General features: G+C 69.3%; 27 protein-coding genes. 5 read left to right on the forward strand and 22 right to left on the reverse strand.

Annotated features, from left to right (window positions below; translation table 11 throughout):
* Positions 1-3 precede the first annotated feature (3 nt).
* The 6 genes from lptE to LRS14_RS15355 are packed head-to-tail and all read right to left on the reverse strand — an operon-like array spanning position 4 to position 5,617.
* The gene (lptE, locus tag LRS14_RS15330) at positions 4-501 is read right to left on the reverse strand and encodes an LPS assembly lipoprotein LptE (RefSeq protein WP_046110905.1); all 498 of its coding nucleotides are present in this window, start codon (positions 499-501) and stop codon (positions 4-6) included.
* Entirely contained in the window at positions 501-3,125 is a 2,625-nt protein-coding gene (gene leuS, locus LRS14_RS15335; RefSeq protein ID WP_257800065.1) for a leucine--tRNA ligase, read from the reverse strand. The genes lptE and leuS overlap by 1 nt, the downstream gene beginning before the upstream one ends.
* Before the next feature lie 40 nt (positions 3,126-3,165).
* On the reverse strand, positions 3,166-3,585 hold the full coding sequence (locus tag LRS14_RS15340) for a biopolymer transporter ExbD (RefSeq protein WP_257800066.1): 420 nt from the start codon (positions 3,583-3,585) through the stop codon (positions 3,166-3,168).
* Between the two features lie 12 nt (positions 3,586-3,597).
* Complete coding sequence (locus tag LRS14_RS15345) at positions 3,598-4,257, reverse strand: MotA/TolQ/ExbB proton channel family protein (RefSeq protein ID WP_257800067.1); 660 nt, start codon at positions 4,255-4,257, stop codon at positions 3,598-3,600.
* Between the two features lie 8 nt (positions 4,258-4,265).
* The gene (gene dapB / locus LRS14_RS15350) at positions 4,266-5,078 is read right to left on the reverse strand and encodes a 4-hydroxy-tetrahydrodipicolinate reductase (RefSeq protein WP_046110909.1); all 813 of its coding nucleotides are present in this window, start codon (positions 5,076-5,078) and stop codon (positions 4,266-4,268) included.
* Positions 5,075-5,617, reverse strand: a complete 543-nt coding sequence (locus LRS14_RS15355; RefSeq protein ID WP_046110910.1) for an outer membrane protein assembly factor BamE — start codon at positions 5,615-5,617, stop codon at positions 5,075-5,077. Before LRS14_RS15355 ends, dapB begins: the two co-directional genes overlap by 4 nt.
* Positions 5,618-5,681: 64 nt before the next feature.
* Between LRS14_RS15355 and fur the strand changes: the two genes are divergently transcribed.
* Positions 5,682-6,110 carry a ferric iron uptake transcriptional regulator gene (gene fur / locus LRS14_RS15360; protein ID WP_046110911.1) on the forward strand — a complete coding sequence of 143 codons (429 nt, stop codon included), beginning with the start codon at positions 5,682-5,684 and terminating at the stop codon, positions 6,108-6,110.
* A gap of 6 nt (positions 6,111-6,116) precedes the next feature.
* On the opposite strand, the gene hprK is transcribed toward fur, so the two are convergent.
* From hprK to hpf, 3 genes are all read right to left on the reverse strand, one after another.
* Positions 6,117-7,073: an HPr(Ser) kinase/phosphatase gene (gene hprK, locus LRS14_RS15365; RefSeq protein WP_046110912.1), complete on the reverse strand. Its 957-nt coding sequence runs from the start codon at positions 7,071-7,073 to the stop codon at positions 6,117-6,119.
* 10 nt (positions 7,074-7,083) lie between these two features.
* Positions 7,084-7,554 carry a PTS sugar transporter subunit IIA gene (locus LRS14_RS15370; protein WP_046110913.1) on the reverse strand — a complete coding sequence of 157 codons (471 nt, stop codon included), beginning with the start codon at positions 7,552-7,554 and terminating at the stop codon, positions 7,084-7,086.
* Between the two features lie 207 nt (positions 7,555-7,761).
* On the reverse strand, positions 7,762-8,100 hold the full coding sequence (hpf, locus tag LRS14_RS15375; RefSeq protein WP_046110914.1) for a ribosome hibernation-promoting factor, HPF/YfiA family: 339 nt from the start codon (positions 8,098-8,100) through the stop codon (positions 7,762-7,764).
* Between the two features lie 401 nt (positions 8,101-8,501).
* Between hpf and corA the strand changes: the two genes are divergently transcribed.
* Positions 8,502-9,464: a magnesium/cobalt transporter CorA gene (corA, locus tag LRS14_RS15380; protein ID WP_046110915.1), complete on the forward strand. Its 963-nt coding sequence runs from the start codon at positions 8,502-8,504 to the stop codon at positions 9,462-9,464.
* Between the two features lie 3 nt (positions 9,465-9,467).
* Here the strand turns inward: corA and LRS14_RS15385 are convergent, their stop codons facing one another.
* The 4 genes from LRS14_RS15385 to LRS14_RS15400 all read right to left on the reverse strand — a co-directional run bounded on the left by LRS14_RS15385 (position 9,468) and on the right by LRS14_RS15400 (position 13,652).
* Positions 9,468-10,706 (reverse strand): cyclopropane-fatty-acyl-phospholipid synthase family protein, encoded by a 1,239-nt coding sequence (locus tag LRS14_RS15385; RefSeq protein WP_257800489.1) that lies wholly within the window; start codon positions 10,704-10,706, stop codon positions 9,468-9,470.
* Positions 10,707-10,711: 5 nt separating this feature from the next.
* Positions 10,712-11,506, reverse strand: coding sequence for a DUF1365 domain-containing protein (locus LRS14_RS15390; protein ID WP_046110917.1), 795 nt, complete (start codon positions 11,504-11,506; stop codon positions 10,712-10,714).
* Complete coding sequence (locus tag LRS14_RS15395; RefSeq protein WP_257800068.1) at positions 11,503-12,804, reverse strand: NAD(P)/FAD-dependent oxidoreductase; 1,302 nt, start codon at positions 12,802-12,804, stop codon at positions 11,503-11,505. Before LRS14_RS15395 ends, LRS14_RS15390 begins: the two co-directional genes overlap by 4 nt.
* A gap of 266 nt (positions 12,805-13,070) precedes the next feature.
* Positions 13,071-13,652, reverse strand: coding sequence for a glutathione peroxidase (locus tag LRS14_RS15400; protein WP_257800069.1), 582 nt, complete (start codon positions 13,650-13,652; stop codon positions 13,071-13,073).
* Between the two features lie 80 nt (positions 13,653-13,732).
* Here LRS14_RS15400 and LRS14_RS15405 point away from each other — a divergent pair, with 80 nt between their 5' ends.
* Both LRS14_RS15405 and LRS14_RS15410 read left to right on the forward strand, forming a co-directional pair.
* Positions 13,733-14,710 (forward strand): MerR family transcriptional regulator, encoded by a 978-nt coding sequence (locus LRS14_RS15405; protein WP_257800070.1) that lies wholly within the window; start codon positions 13,733-13,735, stop codon positions 14,708-14,710.
* A gap of 8 nt (positions 14,711-14,718) precedes the next feature.
* Positions 14,719-15,603, forward strand: coding sequence for a ferritin-like domain-containing protein (locus tag LRS14_RS15410; RefSeq protein ID WP_257800071.1), 885 nt, complete (start codon positions 14,719-14,721; stop codon positions 15,601-15,603).
* A 34-nt stretch (positions 15,604-15,637) separates the two neighbouring features.
* On the opposite strand, the gene LRS14_RS15415 is transcribed toward LRS14_RS15410, so the two are convergent.
* From LRS14_RS15415 to LRS14_RS15455, 9 genes are all read right to left on the reverse strand, one after another.
* Positions 15,638-15,949 carry an antibiotic biosynthesis monooxygenase gene (locus tag LRS14_RS15415; protein WP_046110922.1) on the reverse strand — a complete coding sequence of 104 codons (312 nt, stop codon included), beginning with the start codon at positions 15,947-15,949 and terminating at the stop codon, positions 15,638-15,640.
* A gap of 56 nt (positions 15,950-16,005) precedes the next feature.
* The gene (gene pobA / locus LRS14_RS15420; RefSeq protein ID WP_257800072.1) at positions 16,006-17,187 is read right to left on the reverse strand and encodes a 4-hydroxybenzoate 3-monooxygenase; all 1,182 of its coding nucleotides are present in this window, start codon (positions 17,185-17,187) and stop codon (positions 16,006-16,008) included.
* A gap of 36 nt (positions 17,188-17,223) precedes the next feature.
* A complete protein-coding gene (locus LRS14_RS15425) occupies positions 17,224-18,051 on the reverse strand; it encodes an IclR family transcriptional regulator C-terminal domain-containing protein (RefSeq protein ID WP_257800073.1) in 828 nt (275 codons plus the stop codon).
* 199 nt (positions 18,052-18,250) lie between these two features.
* Positions 18,251-19,459: a 3-oxoadipyl-CoA thiolase gene (pcaF, locus tag LRS14_RS15430; RefSeq protein ID WP_257800074.1), complete on the reverse strand. Its 1,209-nt coding sequence runs from the start codon at positions 19,457-19,459 to the stop codon at positions 18,251-18,253.
* 41 nt (positions 19,460-19,500) lie between these two features.
* Positions 19,501-20,502, reverse strand: coding sequence for a tripartite tricarboxylate transporter substrate binding protein (locus tag LRS14_RS15435; RefSeq protein WP_046110925.1), 1,002 nt, complete (start codon positions 20,500-20,502; stop codon positions 19,501-19,503).
* A gap of 28 nt (positions 20,503-20,530) precedes the next feature.
* Positions 20,531-21,190, reverse strand: coding sequence for a 3-oxoacid CoA-transferase subunit B (locus LRS14_RS15440; RefSeq protein ID WP_257800075.1), 660 nt, complete (start codon positions 21,188-21,190; stop codon positions 20,531-20,533).
* 28 nt (positions 21,191-21,218) lie between these two features.
* On the reverse strand, positions 21,219-22,211 hold the full coding sequence (locus LRS14_RS15445; RefSeq protein ID WP_257800076.1) for a tripartite tricarboxylate transporter substrate binding protein: 993 nt from the start codon (positions 22,209-22,211) through the stop codon (positions 21,219-21,221).
* The gene (locus LRS14_RS15450) at positions 22,211-22,912 is read right to left on the reverse strand and encodes a 3-oxoacid CoA-transferase subunit A (RefSeq protein ID WP_257800077.1); all 702 of its coding nucleotides are present in this window, start codon (positions 22,910-22,912) and stop codon (positions 22,211-22,213) included. The genes LRS14_RS15445 and LRS14_RS15450 overlap by 1 nt, the downstream gene beginning before the upstream one ends.
* A gap of 151 nt (positions 22,913-23,063) precedes the next feature.
* Positions 23,064-24,176, reverse strand: coding sequence for a saccharopine dehydrogenase family protein (locus LRS14_RS15455; RefSeq protein ID WP_257800078.1), 1,113 nt, complete (start codon positions 24,174-24,176; stop codon positions 23,064-23,066).
* A gap of 117 nt (positions 24,177-24,293) precedes the next feature.
* Here LRS14_RS15455 and LRS14_RS15460 point away from each other — a divergent pair, with 117 nt between their 5' ends.
* Positions 24,294-24,737, forward strand: coding sequence for an Lrp/AsnC family transcriptional regulator (locus tag LRS14_RS15460; protein ID WP_257800079.1), 444 nt, complete (start codon positions 24,294-24,296; stop codon positions 24,735-24,737).
* Positions 24,738-24,785: the final 48 nt, after the last annotated feature.

Genomic DNA, 24,785 nt, shown 5'->3' on the forward strand with positions numbered 1-24,785 from the left:
GCTTCAGGCGCCCGGCTGCACGGCGGCCAGGCGGCGCAGCACCTGCTGGGCGACGTCGGCTTCCATCGCGCGGTAGAGCTGGGCTTCCTCCTGCTCCTTGGCCAGCGCGGCGGTCTCGTTGTAGCTCATGTCCCGCGTCAGCAGCAGTTCCGACGGCGGCAGCATCACCCGGCCGCCCTTGGCGTTCACGCGGAAGTTGAAGCGCGTGCGCAGCTGCACCTCGCGCACCTGGCCGGCGGCGGTGGTGGCCACCACGCTGCGTTCGCGGGCGTCGGCCAGCGCATGCAGCACCACGTCGGCCTGGGCGGGGATCTCGGTCACCTGCGTGGCGCCCAGCCGGCTACGCAGCTCGGCCAGCAACGGCGATCGCGGGTTGAAGCCGGTGAGCGCGATGCTGCGGAACGGCAGCACCGGCGGCTGCTGCAGCTTGAAGCCGCAGCCCGCGAGCAGGCCGCCGCCCAGCAGGGCCAGCGAGGAGTGCAGCAGATGGCGTCTGTGCATCACACCACCACGTTCACCAGACGGCCCGGCACCACGATGACCTTCTTCGCGGACTTGCCTTCGGCAAAGCGAATGAACTCCGGGTGCGCCAGGGCGGCGGCCTCGATGGCGGACTTGTCGGCACCGGCCGGCACCGTCACCGCGCCGCGCAGCTTGCCGTTGACCTGCAGCACGAGCTCGATGCTGTCCTGCACCAGCGCGGCGTCGTCCACCTCGGGCCAGGGCGCATCCAGCAGGTCGCCCAGGCGGTCGGCGTAGCCCAGCTGCTGCCACAGGCCGTGGGTGATGTGCGGGCAGGCCGGGTACAGGCCGCGCAGCAGCACCGAGAAGCCTTCGCGCAGCGCCGGCTCGTCGCCCGGCGCGGGCTTGAAGTCTTCCAGCGCATTCAGCAGCTTCATCGCGCCGGAGACCACGGTGTTGTACTGCATGCGCTCGTAGTCGTAGCTGATCTGCTTGAGCACCGTGTGCACCTCGCGGCGCAGCGCCTTGGCGGCCGGTGACAGCTCGCCCGCCACGTCGCCCGCCGCGGTGATCGCAGCTGCGTTCTTCGCGCCGAAGCCCCACACGCGCTTGAGGAAGCGGTGCGCGCCTTCCACGCCGGCGTCGTTCCACTCCAGCGTCTGCTCGGGCGGGGAAGCGAACATCACGAACAGCCGCGCGGTGTCGGCGCCATAGCGGTCGATCAGCTCCTGCGGGTCGACGCCGTTGTTCTTCGACTTCGACATCGTGCCCACGCCCTGGTAGTCCACGGCCGAGCCGTCGCTCTTGAGCTTGGCGCCGGTGATCTTGCCGGCGGCGTCGAAGGTGTTCTCCACCTCGTGCGGCCAGAAGTACTCCACGCCGCCCTGGGCGCTGCGCCGGCTGTAGATATGGTTGAGCACCATGCCCTGGGTGAGCAGCCGCTTGAAGGGCTCGTCGATCTTCACCAGGCCCAGGTCGCGCATCACCTTGGTCCAGAAGCGGGCGTACAGCAAATGCAGGATCGCGTGCTCGATGCCGCCGATGTACTGGTCCATCGGCATCCAGTACCCGGTGCCCTCGGCCACCATGCGGCGGGTGTTGGCCGGGTCGCAGTAGCGCATGAAGTACCAGGACGAATCGACGAAGGTGTCCATCGTGTCCGTCTCGCGCTTGGCGGGCTTGCCGCACTTGGGGCACGCGACGTTGAGGAACGATTCGCACTTGTTCAGCGGATTGCCGCTGCCGTCGGGGATCAGGTCCTCGGGCAGCACCACCGGCAGGTCGCTTTCGGGCACCGGCACCGGGCCGCAATCGGCGCAGTGGATGATGGGGATCGGCGTGCCCCAGTAGCGCTGGCGGCTGATGCCCCAGTCGCGCAGGCGCCAGGTGGTCTTCTTCTCGCCCAGGCCCTTGGCGGCCAGGTCGTGCGCGATGGCGTCCACCGCTTCCTTGTAGCGCAGGCCGCTGTAGTTGCCCGAGTTGATGACCACGCCGCGCTGCTTGTCGCCGTACCAGTCGGCCCAGGCGTCGTAGCTGTAGTGCTCGCCGTCCACCGCCACCACCTGGGTGATCGGCAGGCCGTACTTCTTGGCGAAGGCGAAGTCGCGCTCGTCGTGCGCCGGCACGCCCATCACCGCGCCGTCGCCATAGCTCATCAGCACGTAGTTGCCGACCCACACCTCCACCGCATCACCCGTCAGCGGGTGCTGCACGAAGAGGCCGGTGGCCATGCCTTCCTTGTCCTTGGTGGCCAGCTCCGCCTCGGTGGTGCCGCCCTGCTGGCAGTGCTCGATGAAGGCGGCCAGCGCCGGGTTGCCGCGCGCGGCATGCGTGGCCAGCGGATGCTCCGGCGCCACGGCGCAGAAGGTCACGCCCATGATGGTGTCGGCGCGCGTGGTGAACACGTACATGCGGCCGCCCTGGATCGGCTGGCCGTCTTCACCGCGGATGTCGTGCGGGAAGGCGAAGCGCACGCCTTCGCTCTTGCCGATCCAGTTCTCCTGCATCAGCTTCACCCGCTCGGGCCAGCCGGGCAGATGCTGCTGCACATGCTCCAGCAGCTCGTCGGCGTACCTGGTGATGTTCAGGTAATAGCCGGGGATCTCGCGCTTTTCCACCAGCGCGCCCGAGCGCCAGCCGCGGCCATCGACCACCTGCTCGTTGGCCAGCACCGTCTGGTCCACCGGGTCCCAGTTCACCACCTGCGTGCGGCGCTCGGCGATGCCGGCCTGCAGCATCTGCAGGAACAGCCACTGGTTCCACTTGTAGTAGGCCGGCGAGCAGGTGGCCACCTCGCGGCTCCAGTCGATGGCCAAGCCCATCGCCTGCATCTGCTTCTTCATGTAGGCGATGTTGGAATAGGTCCACTGCGCGGGCGGCACCTTGTTCTTCATCGCCGCGTTTTCGGCGGGCAGGCCGAAGGCGTCCCAGCCCATCGGCATCAGCACGTTCATGCCCTTCATCCGCAGCTGGCGGGCGAGCATGTCGTTGATGGTGTAGTTGCGCACATGCCCCATGTGCAGTTTGCCGCTGGGGTAGGGCAGCATCGAGCAGGCGTAGAACTTGGGCTTGCTCGCGTCTTCGGTCACGCGGTAGGCGTCGCGTGCGTTCCAGTGGTTCTGTGCCGCGGATTCGACGTCGGCGGGCATGTACTTGTCGTTCATGCGGCCGATTGTAGGGACGGGTCACGTCCCAAGCCGTTGCTCAGGGCGTGGCGGGCTCGGTCACGAAGCCGATGCGCGTCAGCCCGGCCTTCTGCATCATGCCGATCAGCGTCGCCACCTCGCCGTAGGGCACGCGGCGGTCGGCGCGCAACTGCACTTCCAGCTGCGGGTTGCCGCGCGCCGCATCGGCCAGCCGCTGGGCCAGGCCGTCGGGCGGCAGCGGCTGCTCGTCGAGGAACAGCCGGCCGTGCTCGTCGATGGCCACGGTGACGAAGGCCGGCGACTCGCTCGGCTGGCCGGCGTCGCTCTTCGGCAGGTCGAGCTTCAGGCTGCTGGTCATCAGCGGCGCGGTGATCATGAAGATCACCAGCAGCACCAGCATCACGTCGATCAGCGGCGTCATGTTGATGTCGCTCATCGGCCGTGCGCCGGGGTTGCGTTCGAGGCGGCCGAAAGCCATGGCGGCGTGGCTTCAGGAATCGGCGCTGCGCGCCAGCATCATCTCGCGCAGATCGTGCGCGAAGCCTTCCAGCTCGGCCTCGCAGCCGCTCACCCACTTGCCGAACAGGTTGTAGGCCAGCACTGCGGGGATGGCCACGGCCAGGCCGGCAGCCGTCATCACCAGCGCCTCGCCCACCGGGCCGGAGATTCGCTCGATGGTCACGCCGCCCTCGGCCGTCATGCCGGCCAGCGCGTGGTAAATGCCCCAGACCGTGCCGAACAGGCCAATGAAGGGCGCCGTGCTGCCGATGGAGGCCAGCAGTACCTGGCCGAACTGCAGGTGCGCCAGACCGCGGTGCAGTGCATCGCGCAGCCGCCGCGTGAGCTGGGATGACAGGTGCGCGTCGGTGGCCAGCGTGCCCGGCTGCGAAGGCGCGGTGGCCGCATCCACCAGCGGCGCCAGCAGGCCCTCGCGGTCCAACGCGGCGAGGCGTTCACGGCCGGAATCCAGCTGCCGCGCCGCCCAGAAGGCGGGCACCGCGCGCTGGATGTCGGTGGCCGCGCGGCGCAGTACCCAGGCCTTCCAGACGATCACCACCCAGGCGCTGACCGACATCAGCAGCAGCAGCGCCGCCACTGTGCGGCCCACGCCGTCGCTGGCGTGCCAGAACGCCCCGAAGCCGCTGTCCATCGCGGCGGTCAGGCGTTCAGGCGCAGCACGTCTTCCATACCGAACACGCCTTGCGGCTTGTCGGCCAGGAAGCGGGCCGCCCGCAGGCTGCCCTGTGCGTAGGTCACGCGGCTGGAACTCTTGTGCGTGATCTCGATGCGCTCGCCCGTGCCGGCGAACAGCACGGTGTGGTCGCCGACGATGTCGCCGCCGCGCACCGTGGCAAAGCCGATGGTGCTGGGGTCGCGCTCGCCGGTGACGCCCTCGCGGCCGTACACCGCGCATTCCTTCAGGTCGCGGCCCAGGGCGGAGGCCACCACCTCGCCCATCTTCAGCGCGGTGCCGCTGGGCGCGTCGATCTTGTGGCGGTGGTGGGCCTCGATGATCTCGATGTCGTAGCCCTCGCTCAGCGCGCGGGCGGCCATGTCCAGCAGCTTCAGCACCACGTTCACGCCCACGCTCATGTTGGGCGCCATCACGATGCCGATGTGCTGGCCGTGCTCGGCGATCTGCGCCTTCTGCTCGTCGCTGAAGCCGGTGGTGCCGATCACCACGCGCACGCCCAGTTCGCGGCAGACGGCCAGGTGGGCCATCGTGCCTTCGGGGCGGGTGAAGTCGATCAGCACCTGCGCACCGGCCAGGGCCGTGCGCAGGTCGTCGGTGACCTTCACGCCGCTCTCGCGGCCCAGCCAGCCGGTGGCATCGGCGCCCAGCGCGGGGCTGCCGGGCTGGTCGAGTGCGCCGGCCAGCACGCAGTCGTCGGCGTTGCTCACCGCCTCGATCAGCATGCGGCCCATGCGGCCGGACGACCCGGCGATGGCGATGCGCAGCGGCGCCGTCACTTGGCGGCCTCCAGCGGCGGGTAGGTGCGGGTGGCACCGGTGGGCTCGGGCGCGGTGGGCGTGGCCTCGGGCTTGGGCGGCACCGGCAGGGCCTTGCGCTGCTCTTCCGTCAGTTCGAGCTTGGGTTCGTTCTTGCTGACCCTGACCGGGCTGATCGAGGCCACGAAGTCCTGCTCGCCCGGCAGGTCCGGCGCATCGATGGTCTTGAGCAGGTCACCGTCAAAGGTGAGCACGACGCTGCGGCGCTGCGGCTCGGTGCCCTGGCGCTTGATGGTGAAGATGTAGTCCCAGCGGTTCTCATGGAACACGTCGGTCAGCAGCGGCGAGCCCAGGATGTTGCGCACCTGCGCGCGGCTCATGCCGGGGCGCACGGCGGCCATCTGCTCCTTGGTGACCACGTTGCCCTGCACCACCTCCACGCGATACGGCGTGATGACGCCGAGGATGCTGTCGCTGGTCTTCAGCGATTCCTGCCACGACGCGCAACCGCCAAGCGTCAGCAGTGCCCCCAGGAGGCCGAGGTATTCGATTCGAAACATGGTGCGCCGGAGCGGGCTGGCTATCATGCCGGGATTCTAAGGTCCCCAATTCCAGGGGTCGGCCATGAACCACGTAGACGAACTCAAGAGCAGCGGCCTGAAGGCGACGCTCCCGCGCATCAAGATCCTCGAGGTCTTCCAGCGCGCCAACCAGCGGCACATGACGGCCGAAGACGTGTTCAAGGCCCTGCTGGCCGAGGGCGCGGACATCGGCCTGGCCACCGTGTACCGCGTGCTCATGCAGTTCGAGCAGGCCGGCCTGCTGTCGCGCAGCCACTTCGAATCCGGCAAGTCGGTGTTCGAGCTGAACGAGGGCCAGCACCACGACCACCTCGTGTGCCTGACCTGCGGTCGGGTGGAAGAGTTCTTCGACCCCGAGATCGAGAAGCGCCAGCGCTCCGTGGCCCAGACGCGTGGCTTCGAGCTGCACGACCATTCTCTGGCGCTGTATGCGGCCTGCGTCAAGCCGCAGTGCCCGCACCGGCCGAGCTGAGCGGCCTCAGCCCTCGCCGCCGTTGTCCATCGCCTTCTGGTGGCGCTGGATGAACTCCTGGTAGGTGTCGATGCCGCGCAGCTGCAGGATGGTGTTGCGCACCGCGGCTTCCACCAGCACGGCCAGGTTGCGGCCGGCGTCCACCGCGATGATGACCTTGCGCACCGGCACGCCCAGGATCTCCTCGTACATCGGCTCGTAGGGCAGGCGCTCGAATTCGCGCTCCATCGTTTCCTTGCGTACCAGGTGCACGATGAGCTTGAGCCGCATCTTCCGGCGCACGGCCGTCTCGCCGAAGATGGCCTTGATGTCCAGCAGGCCGATCCCGCGCACTTCCAGCAGGTTGATCAGCAGCTCGGGGCAGCGGCCTTCGATCGCGGTCTGTGACACCCGGTAAAGATCCACCGCATCGTCGGCCACCAGCCCGTGGCCGTGGGAAATCAGCTCCAGGCCCAGTTCGCTCTTGCCCAGGCCCGATTCGCCGGTGAGCAGCACGCCCAGGCCCAGGATGTCCATGAACACGCCGTGGCGGGTGGTGCGTTCGGCGAACAGCTGGCTCAGGTAACCGCGCACCACGTCGATCACGTGGCCGGCCGATTCGGCGGTGACGAACAGCGGAATCTCCGCCCGGTCGCACATCGCAGTCAGGCGGTCGGGCGGCACTTGGTCGTCCGCCACGATGATCACCGGTGGCTCCAGCGTGACGATGCGGGAGATGCGCCGCTCCAGGGTCTCGTCGGCGCTCTGGCTCAGGTAGGCCACCTCGCGGCGGCCGACGATCTGCACCCGGTAGGGATGGATGTAGTTCAGGTAGCCCACCAGGTCGGCGGCCGAGCGTGCGTCGCGCACGGCGGCGTCGTCGAAGCGGCGTTCCGGATGGGCATGACCGGCCACCCATTCCCAGCGCAGCGCGGTGCGGTGCTCCTCGAAGAGCGCCTCCGCGCTGATGGACGAAGGCTTCACGGCCCGGTCGTCAGGCGACCGACTTCAGCGGTGCCCAGTCAGCGATCAGCTTGTGCAGGCCGGCGGCATCCGGCTCGGTCTTCAGGCGTTCGCGCAGTTCGCGGTCGGACAGCAGTTCCGCGATCTCGGACAGGATCTCCAGGTGCCGCTGCGTGGCGGCCTCGGGGACCAGCAGGAAGATCAGCAGGCCCACGGGTTCGTCGTCAGGCGCGTCGAACGGAATCGGCTGCTGAACACGGATGACCGCTGCCAGCGGGTTCTTCAAGCCCTTGATGCGGCCATGGGGAATGGCCACGCCGTGGCCGAGGCCGGTGGAACCGAGGCGCTCCCGCGCGAACAGGTTGTCGCTGACCGTGGCCCGAGCAATTGCGTGCTGGTTCTCGAACAGCAGGCCAGCCTGTTCGAACGCGCGCTTCTTGCTGGTGGCTTCCACATTCACCAACACGTTGGTGGCAGGCAGGATGGCGGCGAGACGGTTCATGTAGGTTCCCCGACGTTGCGGCGGCAGCGACAACCGCAGGAACTGTGGCAAATAGGGCGTTGATTATAGAAATCGGCCTGTACCCCGCTACCCGCAGAGGAGACCCGGGGTTCGGGTGTTGCTGTTTTGCTGCGCTGCGCCATGGTCGCCTGAAGGAAAAAAGCGGCCCGGCGGGCCGCTCGTGCTACGCGCCGCGGCGCGGCGTGTTCAGACGCTCGCGTCCAGGCGCTTGGCCGAGGCGTGGTGATGGTCCTGCACCTTGTCCTTGTGGCGGCACACCTGGCGGTCCAGCTTGTCGACCAGCTGGTCGATGGCCGCGTACAGGTCCTCGTGGCTCTGCTCGACGAAGATGTCGCGTCCCTTGACGTGCACTGTGATCTCCGCCATTTGTCGGCGCTCCTTCTCCCGGATCTTTTCCACCTTCAGCAGCACGTTGATGTCGACCACCTGGTCGAAATGTCGCGTCACCCGGTCCAGCTTGGTGAGCACGTATTCGCGAAGCGCAGGGGTGACTTCGAGATGGTGTCCGCTGATCGTCAGGTTCATCAGATCCTCCTTTGGGGAAGGGTTGGGGGAGAAGACGAAAGGCCCGGGAACGGCTCGGGTCGGGGGGAGGGATGCGGGGCGGCTGAGGGCGGCGGAGGCGGGGTTTTGCGGGGGCGGTCGAAAACAGTGTGCCCCCTAATTCGCGGCATGACAAGCCGATGGAAGCAGTGCAGTTCTCTGCAGATGTGACGGTCCGGCAAGGGTGGCGCAAAGGCCCGGAACCGACCCGGGCGAGGCACCGAAAGCGTCGGATCTCATGGGCATAATCGTGGGCTTACCGACTGGAGAGATCCGTGGACCAGAGTCACCCTAGGTGACCGCCCGCACCGGCATGCCGGGGGTGGGCGGGCCATTCCGAACCGTTGCACCCCGCAGGGCGCCCCAGAGCGCCGGAGTACCGCATGCTGAACGTCTTCAGGCTCGCCAATGGGCGGCTGTTCCAGGAAGAGATCGAAAGTGCCGAGGCCCTGGTGGACCTGCGTCCGGTCTGGGTCGACCTCGACGCGCCCACGCCGCAGGAAAAGGGCTGGATCGCCAGCCGCTTCGGACTGACCATTCCCGAGGACGCCGTCGACGACGACCTGGAAGAGTCCGCCCGCTTCTACGAGGAAGACAACGGCGAGTTGCACATCCGCTCCGACTTCCTGATCGACGACGACGTCACCCCGCGCAACGTCCGCGTGGCCTTCATCCTGAAGGACAACGTGCTGTTCTCGGTGCATGCCGAGGACCTGCCGGTGTTCCGCCTGCTGCGCCTGCGCGCACGCCGCACGCCGGCCCTGATCGAGGACGCGAAGGACGTGCTGCTCAAGCTCTACGACGCCGACGCCGAGTACAGCGCCGATGCGCTCGAAGGCATCTACGACGCGCTGGAGCGCGTGAGCGCGCGGGTGCTGAAGCAGGAGGTGGACGACCGCGCCGCCGGCGAGGTGCTGGCCGCGGTGGCCAAGGAGGAAGACCTGAACGGCCGCATCCGCCGCAACGTGATGGACACCCGCCGCGCGGTGAGCTTCATGATGCGCAGCCGCATGCTGAATGCCGAGCAGTTCGAGGAGGCGCGGCAGATCCTGCGCGACATCGATTCACTCGACTCGCACACCGCCTTCCTGTTCGACAAGATCAACTTCCTGATGGACGCCACGGTCGGCTTCATCAACATCAACCAGAACAAGATCATCAAGATCTTCTCGGTGGCCAGCGTCGCGCTGCTGCCGCCCACGCTGATCGCCAGCATCTACGGCATGAACTTCAAGTTCATGCCCGAGCTGGACTGGGCCTGGGGCTACCCCTACGTGCTGGTGCTGATGGCCGCCTCGGTGGCGGCGCCGTTCCTGTTCTTCAAACGCAAGGGCTGGCTGCGCTGAAGCTCAGCGCTTTTCCAGCGTGAACTGCATGACGCTGGTGTTGCCGGTGGCGAAGGCCGCCTCGCAGTAGGCGAGGTAGAAGGTCCACAGCCGGATGAAGGGCGCGTCGTAGCCGAGCTGGCGGATCGGGCCTTCGCGCGACAGGAAGGCGGTGCGCCAGCGGGCCAGCGTCTCCGCATAGTCAGGGCCGAAGTCCAGCTCGCCCACCACCAGCAGGCCGGCCGCCTCGGCCTGCTCGCGAAAGCGCGACGGGCTGGGCAGCAGCCCGCCCGGGAACACGTACTGCTGGATGAAGTCGGTGCCCTTGACGTAGCGCTCGAACAGGTCGTCGCGGATGGTGATGCTCTGGATGCAGGCGCGGCCGCCCGGCTTGAGCTGTCGGCGCAACGATTGGAAGAAGGCCGGCCAGTACTCGCGGCCCACCGCCTCGAACATCTCGATGGACACCACCGCGTCGAACGGGCCGTCGTCGATGTCGCGGTAGTCCTGCAGGCGCAGGTCGCAGCGCTCGGCGGCGCCGGCGCGGGCCATGCGCTCCTGCGCATGCGCCAGCTGTTCGGTGGACAGCGTGACGCCGGTGACCTGTGCGCCGAATTCCACCGCCGCCGCCTCGGCCACCGCACCCCAGCCGCAGCCGATCTCCAGCAGGCGTTGGCCGGGCAGCAGACCGCATTCGCGGATCGCGCGCCGCACCTTGGCCCGCTGCGCCTCGGCCAGCGGCCGCTGCGTATCGCCTTCGAACCAGGCGCTGGAGTAGTTCATCGTCTCGTCCAGCCACTCCCGGTAGAACGGATTGCCGAGGTCGTAGTGGGCGTGGATGTTGCGGCGGCTGCCCCGGCGCGAGTTGCGGTTCAGCAGGTGCTTCAGGCGGTAGGCCAGCCGACCCCACCAGCGGCCATACACCACGGTCTCGATGGCGTTGCGGTTGGCCAGCAGCAGCTTGAGCAGCCCCGCCAGGTCGGGCGTGTCCCAGCCGCCGTCGATGTAGGTCTCGGCGAAGCCGATGTCGCCGGAGCGCAGGGCGGCCGCGCAGGGTCGCCAGTCGTGCAGCCGCATGGCGGCACGGGGCCCGGTGTCGGGGCCGGCAGGCTGGCCGAAATGCGTCTGCGTGCCATCGGGCCACTGCACGTCCAGCGTGCCGTGCTGCAGCCGGCTCAGCAGCTTGAACACGGCCCGGGCCGCGGCCGGCGCGCCGGTGGGCAGGGCCAGGGACGGGGTCAGGAGGTGGGTGCTGGTGGTCATCGGGCTCATCGGGTCACGAACTGTTCGGGCGGATTCGGCTTGCGGAAGAAGGGCACCCGCTTGCGCCACAGCTTCCAGGCCTGCCAGTGGATGCGTGCCACCACGCCGAGCGTCATCAGGGGCTGGCCGAAGAAGGCGGCACGCAGCCGCGCGGCGGTGGCCGGCGCCAGCGTGCCCGCCACGCTGGTGACGATCAGCGGGCCGGTGGCATCGTGGTGCTCGATACGCACGACGGTGCGCGGCGGACGCGCCGCCGACGCCGCGGGCGTGCGCATGAAGCGGAAGCGGTAGTCGCCTTCGGTGCGGCAGAAGGGCGAGACGTGGAACACCTTGCGCGCCTGCAGCTCGCGGCCGTAGGCCAGCTCCTCGCCGGCCAGCAGGTAGCAGTGGCGTTCGCCGAAGGTGTTGTTCACCTCCACCAGGATGGCGGCCAGCGAGTCGTCCGCCCGGTGGCAGTACCAGAAGCTCACCGGCTTGAAGGTGTGGCCCAGCACCCGCGGGAAGCAGTGCAGCCAGATTTCGCCGCTGGCGTCGCTGATGCCTTCGGCGGCCAGCACCGATTCGATCCACTGCAGGCAGTCGGCGCGGCCGTCGCCGTGGTCACGGTCGTCGAAGCTCACGAGGCCGAAGCGCCCGCGCGGCAGGGGGCCACCGGGCTGGCGTCGCCACTGCCGCAGCGCCAGCATCACGAAGTAGGTGCCGTAGGCAAAGCCGTGCGGCTGCGGGCGCAAGCGCTGGTGGCGCACGCTGCCCACGCCGAGCCAGACCGGGGAGGGCGCTGCCGCCGGTTCGGCACTCATGCCGCCACGCGCACGGGCGCGTCGCGGTGACGCAGCAGCCAATCCTGCGCCACCGCCAGGCCGGACATCAGGCCGTCCTCATGGAAGCCGTAGCGCGTCCATGCGCCGCAGAACCACAGGCCGGCGCTTCCCTGCAGCGTGGGCAGCCGCCGCTGGGCCTCGATGGCGGCCTGGTCGAACACCGGGTGCGCGTACTGCCATTCGCCCAGCACGGTGGAGGGGTCCACCTCGCGCACCGGGTTCAGCGACACCACCACCGGCCGTTGCCACGGCAGCGGCTGCAGCCGGTTGATCAGGTAGTGCAGGCACACGGCCGCCTGCTCGGTGCCGGCGTCCGGCGCGCGCTCGTAGTTCCAGGCGGCCCAGGCCCGCTGCGTGGCCGGCAGCACCGAGGCGTCGGTGTGCAGCACCGCGCGGTTGTCGTGGTAGCGGATGGCGGACAGCACCGCCCGCTCGGGCGCGGTGGCATCGGCCAGCAGGGACAGGCTGGTGTCGCTGTGGGTGGCCATCACCACGTCGTCGAATCGCTCCGTGCCATGCCGGGTGGTGACCAGCACGCCCGCATGGCCCTCGGCCGGCGGCAGCCGCTGCACGCGCAGCACCGGCGTGTCCAGCCGCGCGTCGGGGACCTCCAGCACCATGCGGCGCACGTATTCGCGAGAGCCGCCACGCACCGTGCGCCACGGCGGCTGGCCGGTGGCCTGCAGCAGGCCGTGGTTGTGGCAGAAGCGGATCAGCGTGCCGACCGGGAACTGCAGCATCTGGTCGGTGGGGCAGGACCAGATGCTGCCGATCATCGGCAGCAGGTAACCCTCCTGGAACAGGCTGCCGAAGCGCAGGCGTTGGAGGAAGCGGCCGAGCGGCTCGGCCAGCTCCGCGTCGGCATTGCGGCGGGCGATGCCGGTGCACACGCGGTTGAAACGCAGGATGTCGGCCAGCATGCCCCAGAAGGCCGGGCGCAACAGGTTGCGCCGTTGGGCGAACACCCCGTCCAGGCCGCTGCCGCTCCACACCAGCCCACGGCTGGGCGCCTGCACCGAGAACGACATCTCGGACGGCGCGGTGGCCACATCCAGTTCCTTGAACAGCGCGATCAGGCGTGGGTAGGTGCGCAGGTTGAACACCAGGAAGCCGGTGTCCACGCCATGCGTCACGCCGTCCAGCGTGACGTCGACCGTGTGGGCATGGCCGCCGAACCAGGGACCCGCTTCCAGCAGCGTGACCGCGGCATGCGGGGCCAGCGCACGGGCGGCGGCCAATCCGGCGATGCCGGAGCCGATGACGGCGACGCGCCGCATGGCTCAGACTCCCAGGCCGGCATGTGCCGCCGGCCCGTGTACAAAAGCTGCTGCGTGGCGCCCCGAAGCGAAGGAGGGAGGGAGGGAGGAGGAGGAGAGACGCTTCGGGATTGCAGCCTGATCAACAGGAAGGCCACGCCGCAGACAAAACCGTTCGGAGGCGGTGTTGATGCCGCATCCTCTGGCATAGACGGCCGTGCCGGCGGTGAGTTCCACGGCCGCCGAGCCAGAAACAAAGCTTTGCGAAAGGGAGCCTGCGCGCATGGTCACGGGGCTGCCACGGGTTGCTGGAGCAGCCGCTCGATGTCCGCCACGAAGCCCTTGCTCAGCGGATCAGTCAGGCTGCCGGCGCTGAAGGCGAAGCGGCCGTCGCGCCCGATCACGTACTTGTGGAAGTTCCAGGAAGGTGTCTTGCCGCTGGCCTGGGCCAGTTGCTGGAACAGCGGGTTGACGTCGCCGCCGCCCTTGACCTTGGACTTGGCGAACATCGGGAACTTGACCCCGAAGGTGTTCTCGCAGAACGCCGCCACCTCGGCATTGCTGCCCGGCTCCTGCGATCCGAAGTCGTTGCTGGGAAAGCCGAGCACCACGACGCCGCGCTGCTGGTAGCGGCTGTACAGCGCTTCCAGGGACTTGTACTGCGGCGTGAAGCCGCAGTAGCTGGCCGTGTTGACCACCACCACCACCTTGCCGGCGTAGCTGCACAGGTTGACCGGTTTTTCGTCCTGCAGGCGCGGCAGCGTGTGGTCGAGCAAGGCCGGGCAGGCTGCTTGCACGGCCGGGGCGAGCGCCACGGCGCACAGCCCGAACAGGGCCTGCAAGGCTTTGGAGCGAAAAGAGAAGAACATGTTTTTGTCCTACACAAACACTGCCCATCGGCGGCGTATGTACCTATGATGCGCAACGAACCGGAGTTTGTCTAATACAAATGAGTCGCGACCTGAAGATCGTGGACACGGCGGCACCGGTGTGGTCGATTGCCGCAGTAGAGCGCGACACCGGCCTCAGCAAGGAAACCTTGCGCATGTGGGAGCGGCGCTACGGCTTTCCCGCGCCACGGCGGGAAGCCACCGGCGAGCGCGCCTATCCCCATGAGCAGCTGGAGCGGCTGCGCACCATCAAGCGCCTGCTGGACGCAGGCCACCGGCCCGGCCGCGTGGTGGCGCTGCCCGCGCCGGCGCTGCTGCAGATGCTCGGCGACATCGCCGGCCCGCGGGAGGTGCCCGCCGCACCCACTGCCGAGGGCGGCGCTGCGCCGGACGGCTGCCTGCAGCGTCTGCGCGAACACGATCTGGACGGTGTGCGGCATGGCTTGTCGGAAGCGCTCACCCGCCTGGGGCTGGCGCGCTTCGTCCTGGAAATGCTGGTGCCCACCAATACGCAGGTCGGCGATGCGTGGATGCGCGGCGAACTGGCGGTGTACGAGGAGCATGCGTACACCGAGGCGGTGACCATGCTGCTGCGCCAGGCGCTGGGCCGGCTGCAGGCGCCCGATGCGCGTGGCCGGCCGTGCGTGCTGCTGACCACGCTGCCGGGCGAGCCGCACGCCATGGGCCTGCTGATGGTGGAGGCGCTGCTGGCGGTGGAGGGCTGCCGCTGCGTGTCGCTGGGGGTGCAGACGCCGGTGCCCGACATTGCGGCCGCGGCCACCGCCTTCCGCGCCGACGTCGTGGCGCTGAGCTTCACCGGCTGCCAGAAGCCGGCGCAGGTGGGCCGCGGGCTCCAGCAGCTGCGCGAGTCGCTGCCCGCGGCTACGCAAGTGTGGTCCGGCGGTGCGGGCATGGGATCGTGGCGCCGGCGCCTCGCGGGGGTGTCCGCCTTCACCTCGCTGGAGGCGGTGGCACCGGCGGTAAGGGCTTGGCGGCACGAGGCCTTGGATGGCCGCCTAGAATTGCCGGCTGCCTAGGAACCGCGATGCTCTACCCTGAACTCTTCAAGCAACTGGAAGCCGTCCGCTGGAACATGGACACGGACATCCCGTGGGACCAGTTCCAACCTGACCTGCTCACCGAGGAGCAGGCGCAGACCATCAAGATGAACGCCATCACCGAGTGGGCGGCCCTGCCGGCCACCGAGATGTTCCTGCGCGACAACCGCGACGACAGCGACTTCTCCGCGTTCATGAGCGTGTGGTTCTTCGAGGAGCAAAAGCACTCGCTGGTGCTGATGGAGTACCTGCGCCGCTTCCGGCCTGACCTGGTGCCCACCGAGCAGGAACTGCACGAAGTGCGCTTCGAATTCGACCCGGCGCCCGCGCTGGAGACGCTGATGCTGCATTTCTGCGGCGAGGTGCGGCTGAACCACTGGTACCGCCGCGCGGCCGAATGGCACACCGAGCCGGTGATCCGCAAGATCTACGAGACGCTGGCCAAGGACGAGGCCCGCCACGGCGGCGCCTACCTGCGCTACATGAAGCGGGCGATGAACAAGTTCGGTGACGAGGCGCGCGCCGCCTTCGCCAAGGTGGGCGTGCTGATGGCCAGCGCCCGCCGCACCGCGCAGGCGCTGCACCCCACCAACCTTCACGTGAACGAGAAGCTGTTCCCTCGCGACACGGTGCAGAGCCGGCTGCCCGATCCCGGCTGGCTGGAAGCCTGGCTGGACAAGCAGATCCAGTTCGACGCGGTGTGGGAAAACAAGGTCGGCGACCGCATCCTGCACAACCTGAGCCTGCTGTTCGAACGCAGCTTCGCCAGCGTGCAGGAGCTGAACCGCTACCGCAAGGAAATCACCCAGGCGGTGGCCGCGGCGGCCGCCAAGCGCGCCCAGGGCGGCCAGGCCGGCACCCAGCAGGCCTGATTGGGCGGGGCCGGCGCCCTGCCGGCCCGATGCCTCAGGCGGAGAGCGGCTGCTCTCCGACCAGCGTGAAGTGCTCCACCACCGGAGGCTTCGCAAAGAAGGGCCCGACGATGGCGCGCCATTGCGCGAACAGCGGCCCTTCGCGGAAATCCACCGTGTGGTTTTCCAGCCGCGCCCAGTAGATAGTCAGCACATAGCGCTCGGGCGACTCGACGCCGCGCTGCACGCGCCAGCCCAGGAAGCCCTTGGCCTGGCTGATCACCGTCTCGATGCCGCGCACGATGGCCTCGTCAAAGGCAGCCTGCTGGCCGGGGGGAATGGTGATGTCGGCGTGTTCGAGGATCATCGTCGGCTCCATGGAACGTGTTTCGGGCCGGCGACGTTACCGCAGCCGGTGCCGCTTCACAGCGGCAGCGGCAGGCCGACGTAGTTCTCCGCCAGCGCGGTGCTGGCCGCCTGCGACGACGTGAGGTAGGCCAGCTCGGCCTGCTGCATGCGCTGGCCGAAGCTGCCCGTCTCCGGGAACTGGTGCATCAACGAGGTGAACCACCACGAGAAGCGCTCGGCTTTCCACACCCGCTGCAGGCAGCGCTGCGAGTAGGTGTCGATGCCGCGGTTGCTGCCGCGGTAGTGCTCGTCCAGCGCACGTGCCAGCAGGCCGACGTCGCCGGCGGCCAGGTTCAGGCCCTTGGCGCCGGTGGGCGGCACGATGTGGGCGGCGTCGCCCGCCAGGAAGAGTCGGCCGAAGCGCATCGGCTCGGTGACGAAGCTGCGCAGCGGCGCGATGCTCTTCTCGATGGACGGGCCAGTGACCAGCTGCGCCGCCACCTGCGGCGGCAGGCGCCGGGCCAGTTCGGCCCAGAAGGCGTCGTCGCTCCAGCGATCGGCATGGTCGTCGAGCGAGCACTGCACGTAGTAGCGACTGCGGGTGGCCGAGCGCATGCTGCACAGCGCGAAGCCGCGCTCGCTGTGGGCGTAGATCAGTTCGTGCGCCACCGGCGGCACGTCGGCCAGGATGCCCAGCCAGCCGAAGGGGTAGACCTTCTCGTGCGTCTGCAGCGCATCGGCCGGCACGCTGGCGCGGCACACGCCGTGGTAGCCGTCGCAGCCGGCGATGAAGTCGCAGTGCAGCGTGTGCGCCTCGCCATTCACTGTGTAGGTGACGCTCGGCTGGGCACCGTCGAAGCCATGCACCGCCACGTCCTGCGCTTCGTACACGGTCTTCAGGCCGGCGGCGGCGCGGGCTTGCATCAGGTCGCGCGTGACCTCGGTCTGGCCGTAGACCACCACGTGCTTGTCCGTCAGCGCCTTCAGGTCGATGCGGTGCAGCACGCCGTCGAAGCTCAGGTTCACTCCGTCATGCGGCAGGCCTTCGGCATGCAGCCGCTCGCTCACGCCGGCTTCGTCCAGCAGGTCCACCGTCACCTGTTCCAGCACACCGGCGCGGATGCGGCCCAGCACATAGTCGGCGCTGCGCTGCTCCACCACCACGGCGTCGATGCCGGCGCGGGCGAGCAGGGCCCCGAGCAGCAGGCCGGACGGACCGGCGCCGACGATGGCGACCTGGGTGCGGGAGGAACTCATGGGTACTTCTTTCGGCGGGTGTGGGAAGGCGGTGCGCTACAGCAGCTGCCGCAGCGTGGCCTGGGATTGCCGCAGCGGCGGCAGGCAGTGTTCGACGAGCTGGTCCATCGTCATGCGCTGGGCATGCACGCTGAAGTTGAGGGCGGCCACGGTGTCGCCGCGGTAGTTCTTCAGCGGCACGGCGATGGTGCGCAGGCCCAGCTCCAGTTCCTGGTCGACGCAGGCGTAGCCCTGGGCGCGCGCATGGGCGATCTCGATGCGCAGCCGCTCGGGCAGCGTGACGGTGTGCGGCGTGAAGGCGCGCAGCGACTGGCGGGCGATCCAGGCGTCGACCTCCGCCTGCGGCAGCGCGGCCAGCAGCACGCGGCCGTTGGAGGTGCAGTGCGCCGGCACGCGGGTGCCGGGCTGCAGAGTGGCCGAGATCACGCGCCCGGCGCTGGTGGCGGCGATGCAGATCACGTCGTCGCCGTCCAGCGTGCCGGCCGAGGAGGCCTCCTTCATCGCGTAGGCCAGCTTATGCAGCTCCGGCTGCACGATGCGCGGCAGCCGGGCCGAATGCATGTAGCTCTGCGCCAGCCGAAGCACCTTGGGCGTGAGCGCGAACAGCCGCCGGTCCTGGCTGACGAAGCCCAGGTGCGTCAGCGTGATGAGGTAGCGGCGCGCGGCGGCGCGGGTGAGGCCGGTGCGCTGGGCCACTTCGGCGATGGTCAGGCGCGGGCGGTCCTGGTCGAAGGCCTCGATCACCTGCAGGCCCTTTTCCAGCCCGGCGACCAGGTCGCGCTGGGCCGGCTCTGCGCCAGCCGCGCTGCCAGGCGCCAGGCGCGCGGCCAGGACATCGTCGGGGCTGAAGTCGTCATCGCTCATGACATGCTCTTGTGCGTTGATCGCCCGGCGCCGGTGTCGCTACTGCAATGCGGCCACTCTAGGCACGCGCGCCGCTGCTCACCAGGGGGTCGAGGGGTGGGTTGGGCGCGCTGCGCACAAACTGCATTGGCGCGCACGGGGACGGGACGAAAAAAAACCGGCCACCTTGCGGGGGCCGGCGTGGCGGGTGCGCGGCGGCTTACACCCGTTCGAGGACCACGGCGATGCCCTGTCCGACGCCGATGCACATCGTGCACAGCGCATAACGGCCGCCGCTCTTGTGCAGCTGGTTCACCGCCGTGGTGGCCAGCCGCGCGCCGCTGGCGCCGAGCGGATGGCCCAGCGCGATGGCGCCGCCGTTGGGGTTCACACGCGGGTCGTCGTCCTGCAAGCCGAGGTCGCGCAGCACGGCCAGGCCCTGGGCGGCGAAGGCCTCGTTCAGCTCGATCACGTCGATCTGGTCCAGCGTCAGCCCTGTGAGCGCCAGCACCTTGCGCGTGGCCGGCGCGGGGCCCATGCCCATGATGCGCGGCGGCACGCCGGCGGTGGCCATACCCACCACACGGGCACGCGGGGTCAGGCCGTTCTTCGCCGCGGCGGCTTCGCTGGCCAGCAGCAGCGCCGCCGCGCCGTCGTTCACGCCCGAGGCATTGCCGGCCGTCACCGTGCCGTCGGCCCGCACGACGCCGCGCAGCTTGGCCAGCGCTTCCAGCGAGGTCTCGCGCGGATGCTCGTCCTTGCTCACCACCACCGGGTCGCCCTTCTTCTGAGGAATGGTCACCGGCACGATCTCGGCATCGAAGAAGCCGCTCTTCTGCGCCGCCACCGCCTTGAGCTGGCTGGCCAGCGCCATGCGGTCCTGCGCCTCGCGCTCGATCCTGTAGTCGGTGGCCACGTTCTCGGCGGTCTCGGGCATGGAGTCGACGCCGTACTGCTCCTTCATCAGCTTGTTGACGAAGCGCCAGCCGATGGTGGTGTCGTACACCGCATTGGCACGCGAGAAGGCGCTCTCGGCCTTGGGCATCACGAAGGGCGCGCGGCTCATGCTCTCCACGCCGCCGGCGATCATCAGGCCGGCCTCGCCCGCCTTGATGGCGCGGGCGGCGCTGCCCACGGCGTCCAGGCCCGAGCCACACAGGCGGTTGATGGTGGCGCCCGGCACGTCCAGCGGCAGGCCGGCCAGCAGCGCGCTCATGCGGGCCACGTTGCGGTTGTCCTCGCCGGCCTGGTTGGCGCAGCCGTACAGCACGTCGGCCACCTGCGCCCAGTCCACCTCCTTGTTGCGCGCCATCAGCGCCCGCAGCGGCACGGCGCCCAGGTCGTCGGCGCGCACCATCGACAGCGCGCCGCCATAGCGGCCGAAGGGGGTGCGAACGGCGTCGCAGATGAAGGCGTGGGTGCTGCTCATGCGGTGTCTCCTGATGCGGTGGGTGCAGTGTGGGGCGGGCGTCAGTCGAGCGCGACGTTGGCCTTCTTGACCACGTCGGCGAAGCGTGCCGATTCACTGCCGATGAACTGCACGAACTGCTCGCGTGTCTGCGGGAACAGCTCGTAGCCGAAGGTGTCGTAGCGCTGCTTCACGTCGGGCTCGGCGAGCGCCTTCTCGATGTCGCGGCGGATCTTCTCGGCGCGCTCGGCCGGAATGCCCTTGGGTGCGGCGATGGTGGTCCAGCCGATCACCTCGAAGTTGGCCGGGCCGCCCGACTCGGCCACCGTCGGCACGTCGGCGAAGGCCGGCACGCGCTTGGGCGCCGCCACGGCGATGTAGCGCAGCTTGCCCGCCCGCTGCAGCGAGCCGGAGCTGGCGCTGGTGCCCAGCGCGAAGGCCAGCTCGCCGGTGGCCACGCCGGTGTACAGCAGCGAGGTCTCCTTGTAGATCACATGTTCCATCTCGGTGCCGGTGACCGTCTCGAACAGCTCCGAGCCCAGGTGCACCGGGTTGCCCACCGACCAGGAGCCGTAGTTCAGCTTGCCGGGGTTGGCCTTGGCGTCCTTGACGATGTCGGCGACGGTCTTGTACTTGCTGTCGGCCGCCACCGCGAAGAAGAAGTTGGTCTTGAACAGCGGCAGCAGGGTGTCGAAGTCCTTCTGCGGGTCGTACGGCAGCTTCTTGAACAGGTGCGGGTAGGCCGAGAGATGCACGTTGTCCAGCTGGATCAGGTCATAGCCCTGCTTGTCGCCACGCTTGAAGGTGTCGATCGCGATGAAGCCGTTGGCGCCCGGCTTGTTCTCCACGATCACCGGCTTGCCCCACATCTTCTGCAGCTTCTCGGCCACCATGCGGGTGACGGTTTCCGGGCCGGAGCCGGCCGGGAACGGCGTGAGGATGCGCACGGGCCTGTTGGGAAAGTCGTCGGCCGCCCAGGCGGGTGCGGCAGGCAGGGTGGCGGCGGCCAGCGTGGCCAGGCCGGCCAGGGCGGCAAAGGTACGGCGCGAGAAAACGGCGGTCATGGGGCGGTTCCTGGGGGGGGCGGTCGGATCAGGCGGTGGCGGTGGATGTGGCGGGCCGCAGCGGCACGGCGGTGACCTTCTGCAGCTCGTCGAAGCTCAGTCCCTCGGCCATCTCCAGCACGGCCACGCCGTCGGGCGTGATGTCGAGCACGGCTAGGTCGGTGTAGATGCGGCTGACGCAGCCAATGCCGGTCAGCGGATAGGTGCAGGCCGGGACGATCTTGCTGTCGCCGGACTTGGTGGTGTGCTCCATCATCACGAAGGTCTTCTTCGCGCCGATGGCCAGGTCCATCGCGCCGCCCACGGCGGGAATCGCGTCCTTGGCGCCGGTGTGCCAGTTGGCCAGGTCGCCGCCGGCGGACACCTGGAAGGCACCGAGCACGCACACGTCGAGGTGGCCGCCGCGCATCATCGCGAAGCTGTCCGCATGGTGGAAGAAGCAGCCGCCCGGCAGCAGCGTCACCGGCTGCTTGCCGGCGTTGATGAGGTCGTAGTCCTCCTGGCCGGCCGCGGGCGCCGGGCCCATGCCGATCACGCCGTTCTCGCTGTGCAGCACCACCTCGCGCCCTTCGGGCAGGTGGTTGGCCACGGCGGTCGGCAGGCCGATGCCGAGGTTGACGACGGCGCCGTCGGGGATGTCCTGCGCCACGCGCCGCGCCATCTGGTCGCGGGTCCACTTTCCTGGCATGTCGTGTGTCTCCTGCTGTCTGTCGGGTTCACTCGGGCTTGATGCCGGCCTGCCGGATCACGCGGCCCCACTTGTCGGATTCGCTCTGCATCAGCGCCTGGAAGTCGGCCGCCGTGCCGGGCAGCGGCTCGGCGCCCTCGGCCTTGAAGGCATCGCGCAGTGCCGGCGTTTCCACGGCCTTGGCAACGGCGTCGCCCAGCGTCTTCAGCACGGCATCGGGCGTGCCGCGCGGCGCCACCAGGCCATAGGCCAGCGAGCTTTCGTAGCCCTTCAGGCCCGCCTCGGCCACCGTGGCCACGTCGGGCAGCCGCGGGCTGCGGCGCGCGCCGGTGATGCCGATCGCGCGCAGCTTGCCGGCGTCGACATGCGGCAGCGCCGGGGGGATGACGCTGAACATCAGGTCCACCTGGCCCCCCAGCACGTCGGTGAGCGCGGGCGCGGTGCCCTTGTACGGCACGTGCAGCATCTTCACGCCGGCCACTTCCTCCAGCAGTTCGCCGGCCAGGTGGCCGCCGGTGCCGTTGCCGCTGGAGGCGAAGGCCAGCTTGCCGGGCGCGGCCTTGGCCCGGGCCAGCAGGTCGGCAAAGGAGCGGATCGGGCTGGACGACGGCACCACCAGCACCAGCGGCGCACTGGCCAGCGGCGCCACCGGCACGAAGCTGCTGCGCGCGTCGTAGGGCAGCTTGGGGTACAGCACCGGATTGATGGCCAGCGTGCCGGTGTGGCCCAGCAGCAAGGTGTAGCCATCGGCCGGCGACTTGGCCGCGGCGTCGGTGCCCACGGTGCCGCCGGCGCCGGGGCGGTTGTCCACCAGCACCTGCACGCCGAGCAGCGTGCCCAGTTGCGTGGCGAGCTGGCGGGCGAAGACGTCGTTGCCGCCACCGGGGGCGAAGGGCACGATGATGCGAACCGGCTTGGCCGGCCAGGCCTGTGCGGTGGCGGGCAGCGGCAGGGCCGCGGCCAGCGCGGCGGAGGCGGCGACCAGCACGGCCGCGCGCCGGGAGACGGCGGGCGACCGCATCAGGCCGCCTGCTTGAAGCCGCCGCCGCTGGTGGCCACGCGGTCCACCTTCACCACGCGCTGCACGAAGATGCCGGGCGTGACCACCGCCTCCGGGTCCAGGCTGCCCAGCTCGACGATCTCATGCACCGTGGCCACGGTGACCTTGGCGGCCATCGCCATCACCGGGCCGAAGTTGCGCGCGGTCATGCGGTAGGTCAGGTTGCCCCAGCGGTCGCCGCGTTCGGCGCGGATCAGCGCGAAGTCGGCATGGATGGGCGACTCGAACACGTACCTGCGGCCGTCGATCTCGCGGGTTTCCTTGCCCTCGGCCAGCTGGGTGCCGTAGCCGGTGGGCGTAAAGAAGCCGCCGATGCCGGCGCCCGCGGCGCGGATGCGCTCGGCCAGGTTGCCCTGCGGCACCAGTTCCAGCTCGATCTGGCCGGCGCGGTACAGCGCATCGAAGTGGTGGCTGTCGGCCTGGCGCGGAAAGCTGCAGATGATCTTGCGCACCCGCCGGGCCGCCAGCAACGCGGCCAGGCCGGTGTCGCCGTTGCCTGCGTTGTTGTTGACGATGGTGAGCTCCTTCGCGCCCTGGGCGATCAGGGCATCGATCAGCTCGTTGGGCAGGCCGGCAGTGCCGAAGCCGCCAATCATCACGGTGGCGCCGTCGGGCACGTCGGCCAAGGCGGCTTCGACGGAAGGCGAGATCTTGTTGATCAAGGCGTGGTCTCCAGCACTCAGGATGCGCGTTGAAAGTTCGTTATAAGAACCAACGTTCTTTTAAAGAACATTTTAGACACGTAAAAGCCGCCGCGCCAGCAAGGCGCGGCGGCATCAGGGTTGATCGGGAGGCGGCTCGACCGCCGGAACGTCAGGCCGCGCGCGCCATTGCCGGTACGGCTGCCGACGGGGCGTAGGCGGCGCCGAAGCGGTTGGACAGGAAGTCGGCCAGGGCCACGTCTTCCTGCCGTACGAAGCCCTGCTGCGGCAGCCGGCCTTCGGCCAGCAGGTCCAGCATCGCGCACAGGCTGCTGGCGGTGGTGAGCTGGATGGCGCTGCGCATTTGCCCGGCCACCTCGGCGCCGTAGATCTTGTGGGCGTAGGTGTCCTGCTGCAGGCGACCTTCGCGCCAGCCGGTGACGGTGACGAAGACGATCACCACGTCCTGCAGCGTGGCGGGCAGCGCGTTCTCCAGGATGTCCTTCAGCACCTCGCGACGGTCCTTCAGGCGCAGGTCGTGCAGCAGCGCCTTCATCAGCGCGGCATGCCCGGGGTAGCGGATGCTGCGGTAGTTGAGCGTGCGCACCCGGCCTTCCAGCGTCTCGCACAGCGTGCCCAGGCCGCCACTGGTGTTGAAGGCCTCGTAGAGCACGCCGTCCAGCGAGAACTCCTCCCGCTCCTCCAGTGCCGGCACTTCGGTGCGGCGGCCGTCGACGATGGCGTCGCAGGGCTGGATGTATTCGTTGATGACGCCGTCGGTGCTCCAGGTGAGGTTGTAGTTCAGCGCATTGCTGGGGTAGACGGGCAGGGCGCCCACCCGCAGGCGCACGGTGTCGAGCCGCTCGAAGCGGCGCATCAGGTCGGCCGCGGCGATGGAGATGAAGCCCGGCGCCAGGCCGCATTGCGGCACGAAGGCATGCCCGGCGCCCTGGGCCAGCGCCTGGATGCGGCGCGTGCTGGCCACGTCCTCGGTGAGGTCGAAGTAGTGCACGCCCACGGCGCGCGCGGCCTCGGCGATGCGCACCGTCATCTGCCAGGGCGCGGCGCTCAGCACCGCGAAGCGGCCCTGCAGCGCCTGCTGGAGGGCGGCGGTGTCGGCCACGTCCAGCGCCAGCGCCTGCAGGCGGGGGCCGCTGGGTACGGCGTCCGCCAGTGCGGCGGGGGAGCGGTCGGCCAGCGTCACGCGGTAGTCGCCGCTGTCCGCCAGCAGGCCGGCAATCACCTGGCCGATCTTGCCGGCGCCGATCACGAGCACGTCCTTCATGGGTTTCTCCCGGGTTCGATGATGGCGGCATGTTCGACCAGCCTGCGCCCGGATGCAGCCACCAGACCGACGACTTGCACCTGCCATCCGGTCACATCGCCGGCATATATTGGCGTAATGCCTGCCCCGCCCCTGCTCGACGACACCGACCGCGCGCTGCTGGCGCTGCTGCGCGAGAACGCCCGCCTGCGCGCGGCCGACCTGGCCCGGCGCCTGGGCATTGCCCGCACCACCGTGCAGAGCCGGCTGCAGCGGCTGGAGCGCGGCGGCGCCATTGCGGGCTACACCGTGGTGGTGCCCGACGAGGCGGAAGCCGCGCTGGTACGCGCCCATGTGATGGTGATCGCGGGACCGAAGCAGGGCGCCGGCATCACCGCGGCGCTGCGGCGCATTCCGGAAGTGCGCACGCTGCTGTCGGTCAGCGGCCCGTACGACCTGATCGCGGTGGTGGCGGCCGCCTCCATCGGCGCGCTGGATGCGCTGATCGACCGCATCGGCGCGCTGGAGGGCGTGGAGCGCACCACCTCGGCGATCGTGCTGTCAACCCGCATACAGCGCTGAGCCGGGGTGCGCGACCATCAAGTTCCGCGCCGCAAGCGCCGACAACGG

The sequence above is a fragment of the Aquincola sp. J276 genome, from assembly GCF_024700035.1.
In the GTDB taxonomy this organism is placed as follows: domain Bacteria; phylum Pseudomonadota; class Gammaproteobacteria; order Burkholderiales; family Burkholderiaceae_C; genus Aquincola; species Aquincola tertiaricarbonis.

Excerpts from the sequence above, each read along its gene's own strand:
- lptE (WP_046110905.1), bottom strand. The coding sequence starts at position 501 with ATGCACAGACGCCATCTGCTGCACTCCTCGCTGGCCCTGCTGGGCGGC.
- leuS (WP_257800065.1), bottom strand. The coding sequence starts at position 3,125 with ATGAACGACAAGTACATGCCCGCCGACGTCGAATCCGCGGCACAGAAC.
- LRS14_RS15340 (WP_257800066.1), bottom strand. The coding sequence starts at position 3,585 with ATGGCTTTCGGCCGCCTCGAACGCAACCCCGGCGCACGGCCGATGAGC.
- LRS14_RS15345 (WP_257800067.1), bottom strand. The coding sequence starts at position 4,257 with ATGGACAGCGGCTTCGGGGCGTTCTGGCACGCCAGCGACGGCGTGGGC.
- LRS14_RS15355 (WP_046110910.1), bottom strand. The coding sequence starts at position 5,617 with ATGTTTCGAATCGAATACCTCGGCCTCCTGGGGGCACTGCTGACGCTT.
- fur (WP_046110911.1), top strand. The coding sequence starts at position 5,682 with ATGAACCACGTAGACGAACTCAAGAGCAGCGGCCTGAAGGCGACGCTC.
- LRS14_RS15370 (WP_046110913.1), bottom strand. The coding sequence starts at position 7,554 with ATGAACCGTCTCGCCGCCATCCTGCCTGCCACCAACGTGTTGGTGAAT.
- hpf (WP_046110914.1), bottom strand. The coding sequence starts at position 8,100 with ATGAACCTGACGATCAGCGGACACCATCTCGAAGTCACCCCTGCGCTT.
- corA (WP_046110915.1), top strand. The coding sequence starts at position 8,502 with ATGCTGAACGTCTTCAGGCTCGCCAATGGGCGGCTGTTCCAGGAAGAG.
- LRS14_RS15385 (WP_257800489.1), bottom strand. The coding sequence starts at position 10,706 with ATGACCACCAGCACCCACCTCCTGACCCCGTCCCTGGCCCTGCCCACC.
- LRS14_RS15390 (WP_046110917.1), bottom strand. The coding sequence starts at position 11,506 with ATGAGTGCCGAACCGGCGGCAGCGCCCTCCCCGGTCTGGCTCGGCGTG.
- LRS14_RS15395 (WP_257800068.1), bottom strand. The coding sequence starts at position 12,804 with ATGCGGCGCGTCGCCGTCATCGGCTCCGGCATCGCCGGATTGGCCGCC.
- LRS14_RS15400 (WP_257800069.1), bottom strand. The coding sequence starts at position 13,652 with ATGTTCTTCTCTTTTCGCTCCAAAGCCTTGCAGGCCCTGTTCGGGCTG.
- LRS14_RS15405 (WP_257800070.1), top strand. The coding sequence starts at position 13,733 with ATGAGTCGCGACCTGAAGATCGTGGACACGGCGGCACCGGTGTGGTCG.
- LRS14_RS15410 (WP_257800071.1), top strand. The coding sequence starts at position 14,719 with ATGCTCTACCCTGAACTCTTCAAGCAACTGGAAGCCGTCCGCTGGAAC.
- LRS14_RS15415 (WP_046110922.1), bottom strand. The coding sequence starts at position 15,949 with ATGATCCTCGAACACGCCGACATCACCATTCCCCCCGGCCAGCAGGCT.
- pobA (WP_257800072.1), bottom strand. The coding sequence starts at position 17,187 with ATGAGTTCCTCCCGCACCCAGGTCGCCATCGTCGGCGCCGGTCCGTCC.
- LRS14_RS15425 (WP_257800073.1), bottom strand. The coding sequence starts at position 18,051 with ATGAGCGATGACGACTTCAGCCCCGACGATGTCCTGGCCGCGCGCCTG.
- pcaF (WP_257800074.1), bottom strand. The coding sequence starts at position 19,459 with ATGAGCAGCACCCACGCCTTCATCTGCGACGCCGTTCGCACCCCCTTC.
- LRS14_RS15435 (WP_046110925.1), bottom strand. The coding sequence starts at position 20,502 with ATGACCGCCGTTTTCTCGCGCCGTACCTTTGCCGCCCTGGCCGGCCTG.
- LRS14_RS15440 (WP_257800075.1), bottom strand. The coding sequence starts at position 21,190 with ATGCCAGGAAAGTGGACCCGCGACCAGATGGCGCGGCGCGTGGCGCAG.
- LRS14_RS15445 (WP_257800076.1), bottom strand. The coding sequence starts at position 22,211 with ATGCGGTCGCCCGCCGTCTCCCGGCGCGCGGCCGTGCTGGTCGCCGCC.
- LRS14_RS15455 (WP_257800078.1), bottom strand. The coding sequence starts at position 24,176 with ATGAAGGACGTGCTCGTGATCGGCGCCGGCAAGATCGGCCAGGTGATT.
- LRS14_RS15460 (WP_257800079.1), top strand. The coding sequence starts at position 24,294 with ATGCCTGCCCCGCCCCTGCTCGACGACACCGACCGCGCGCTGCTGGCG.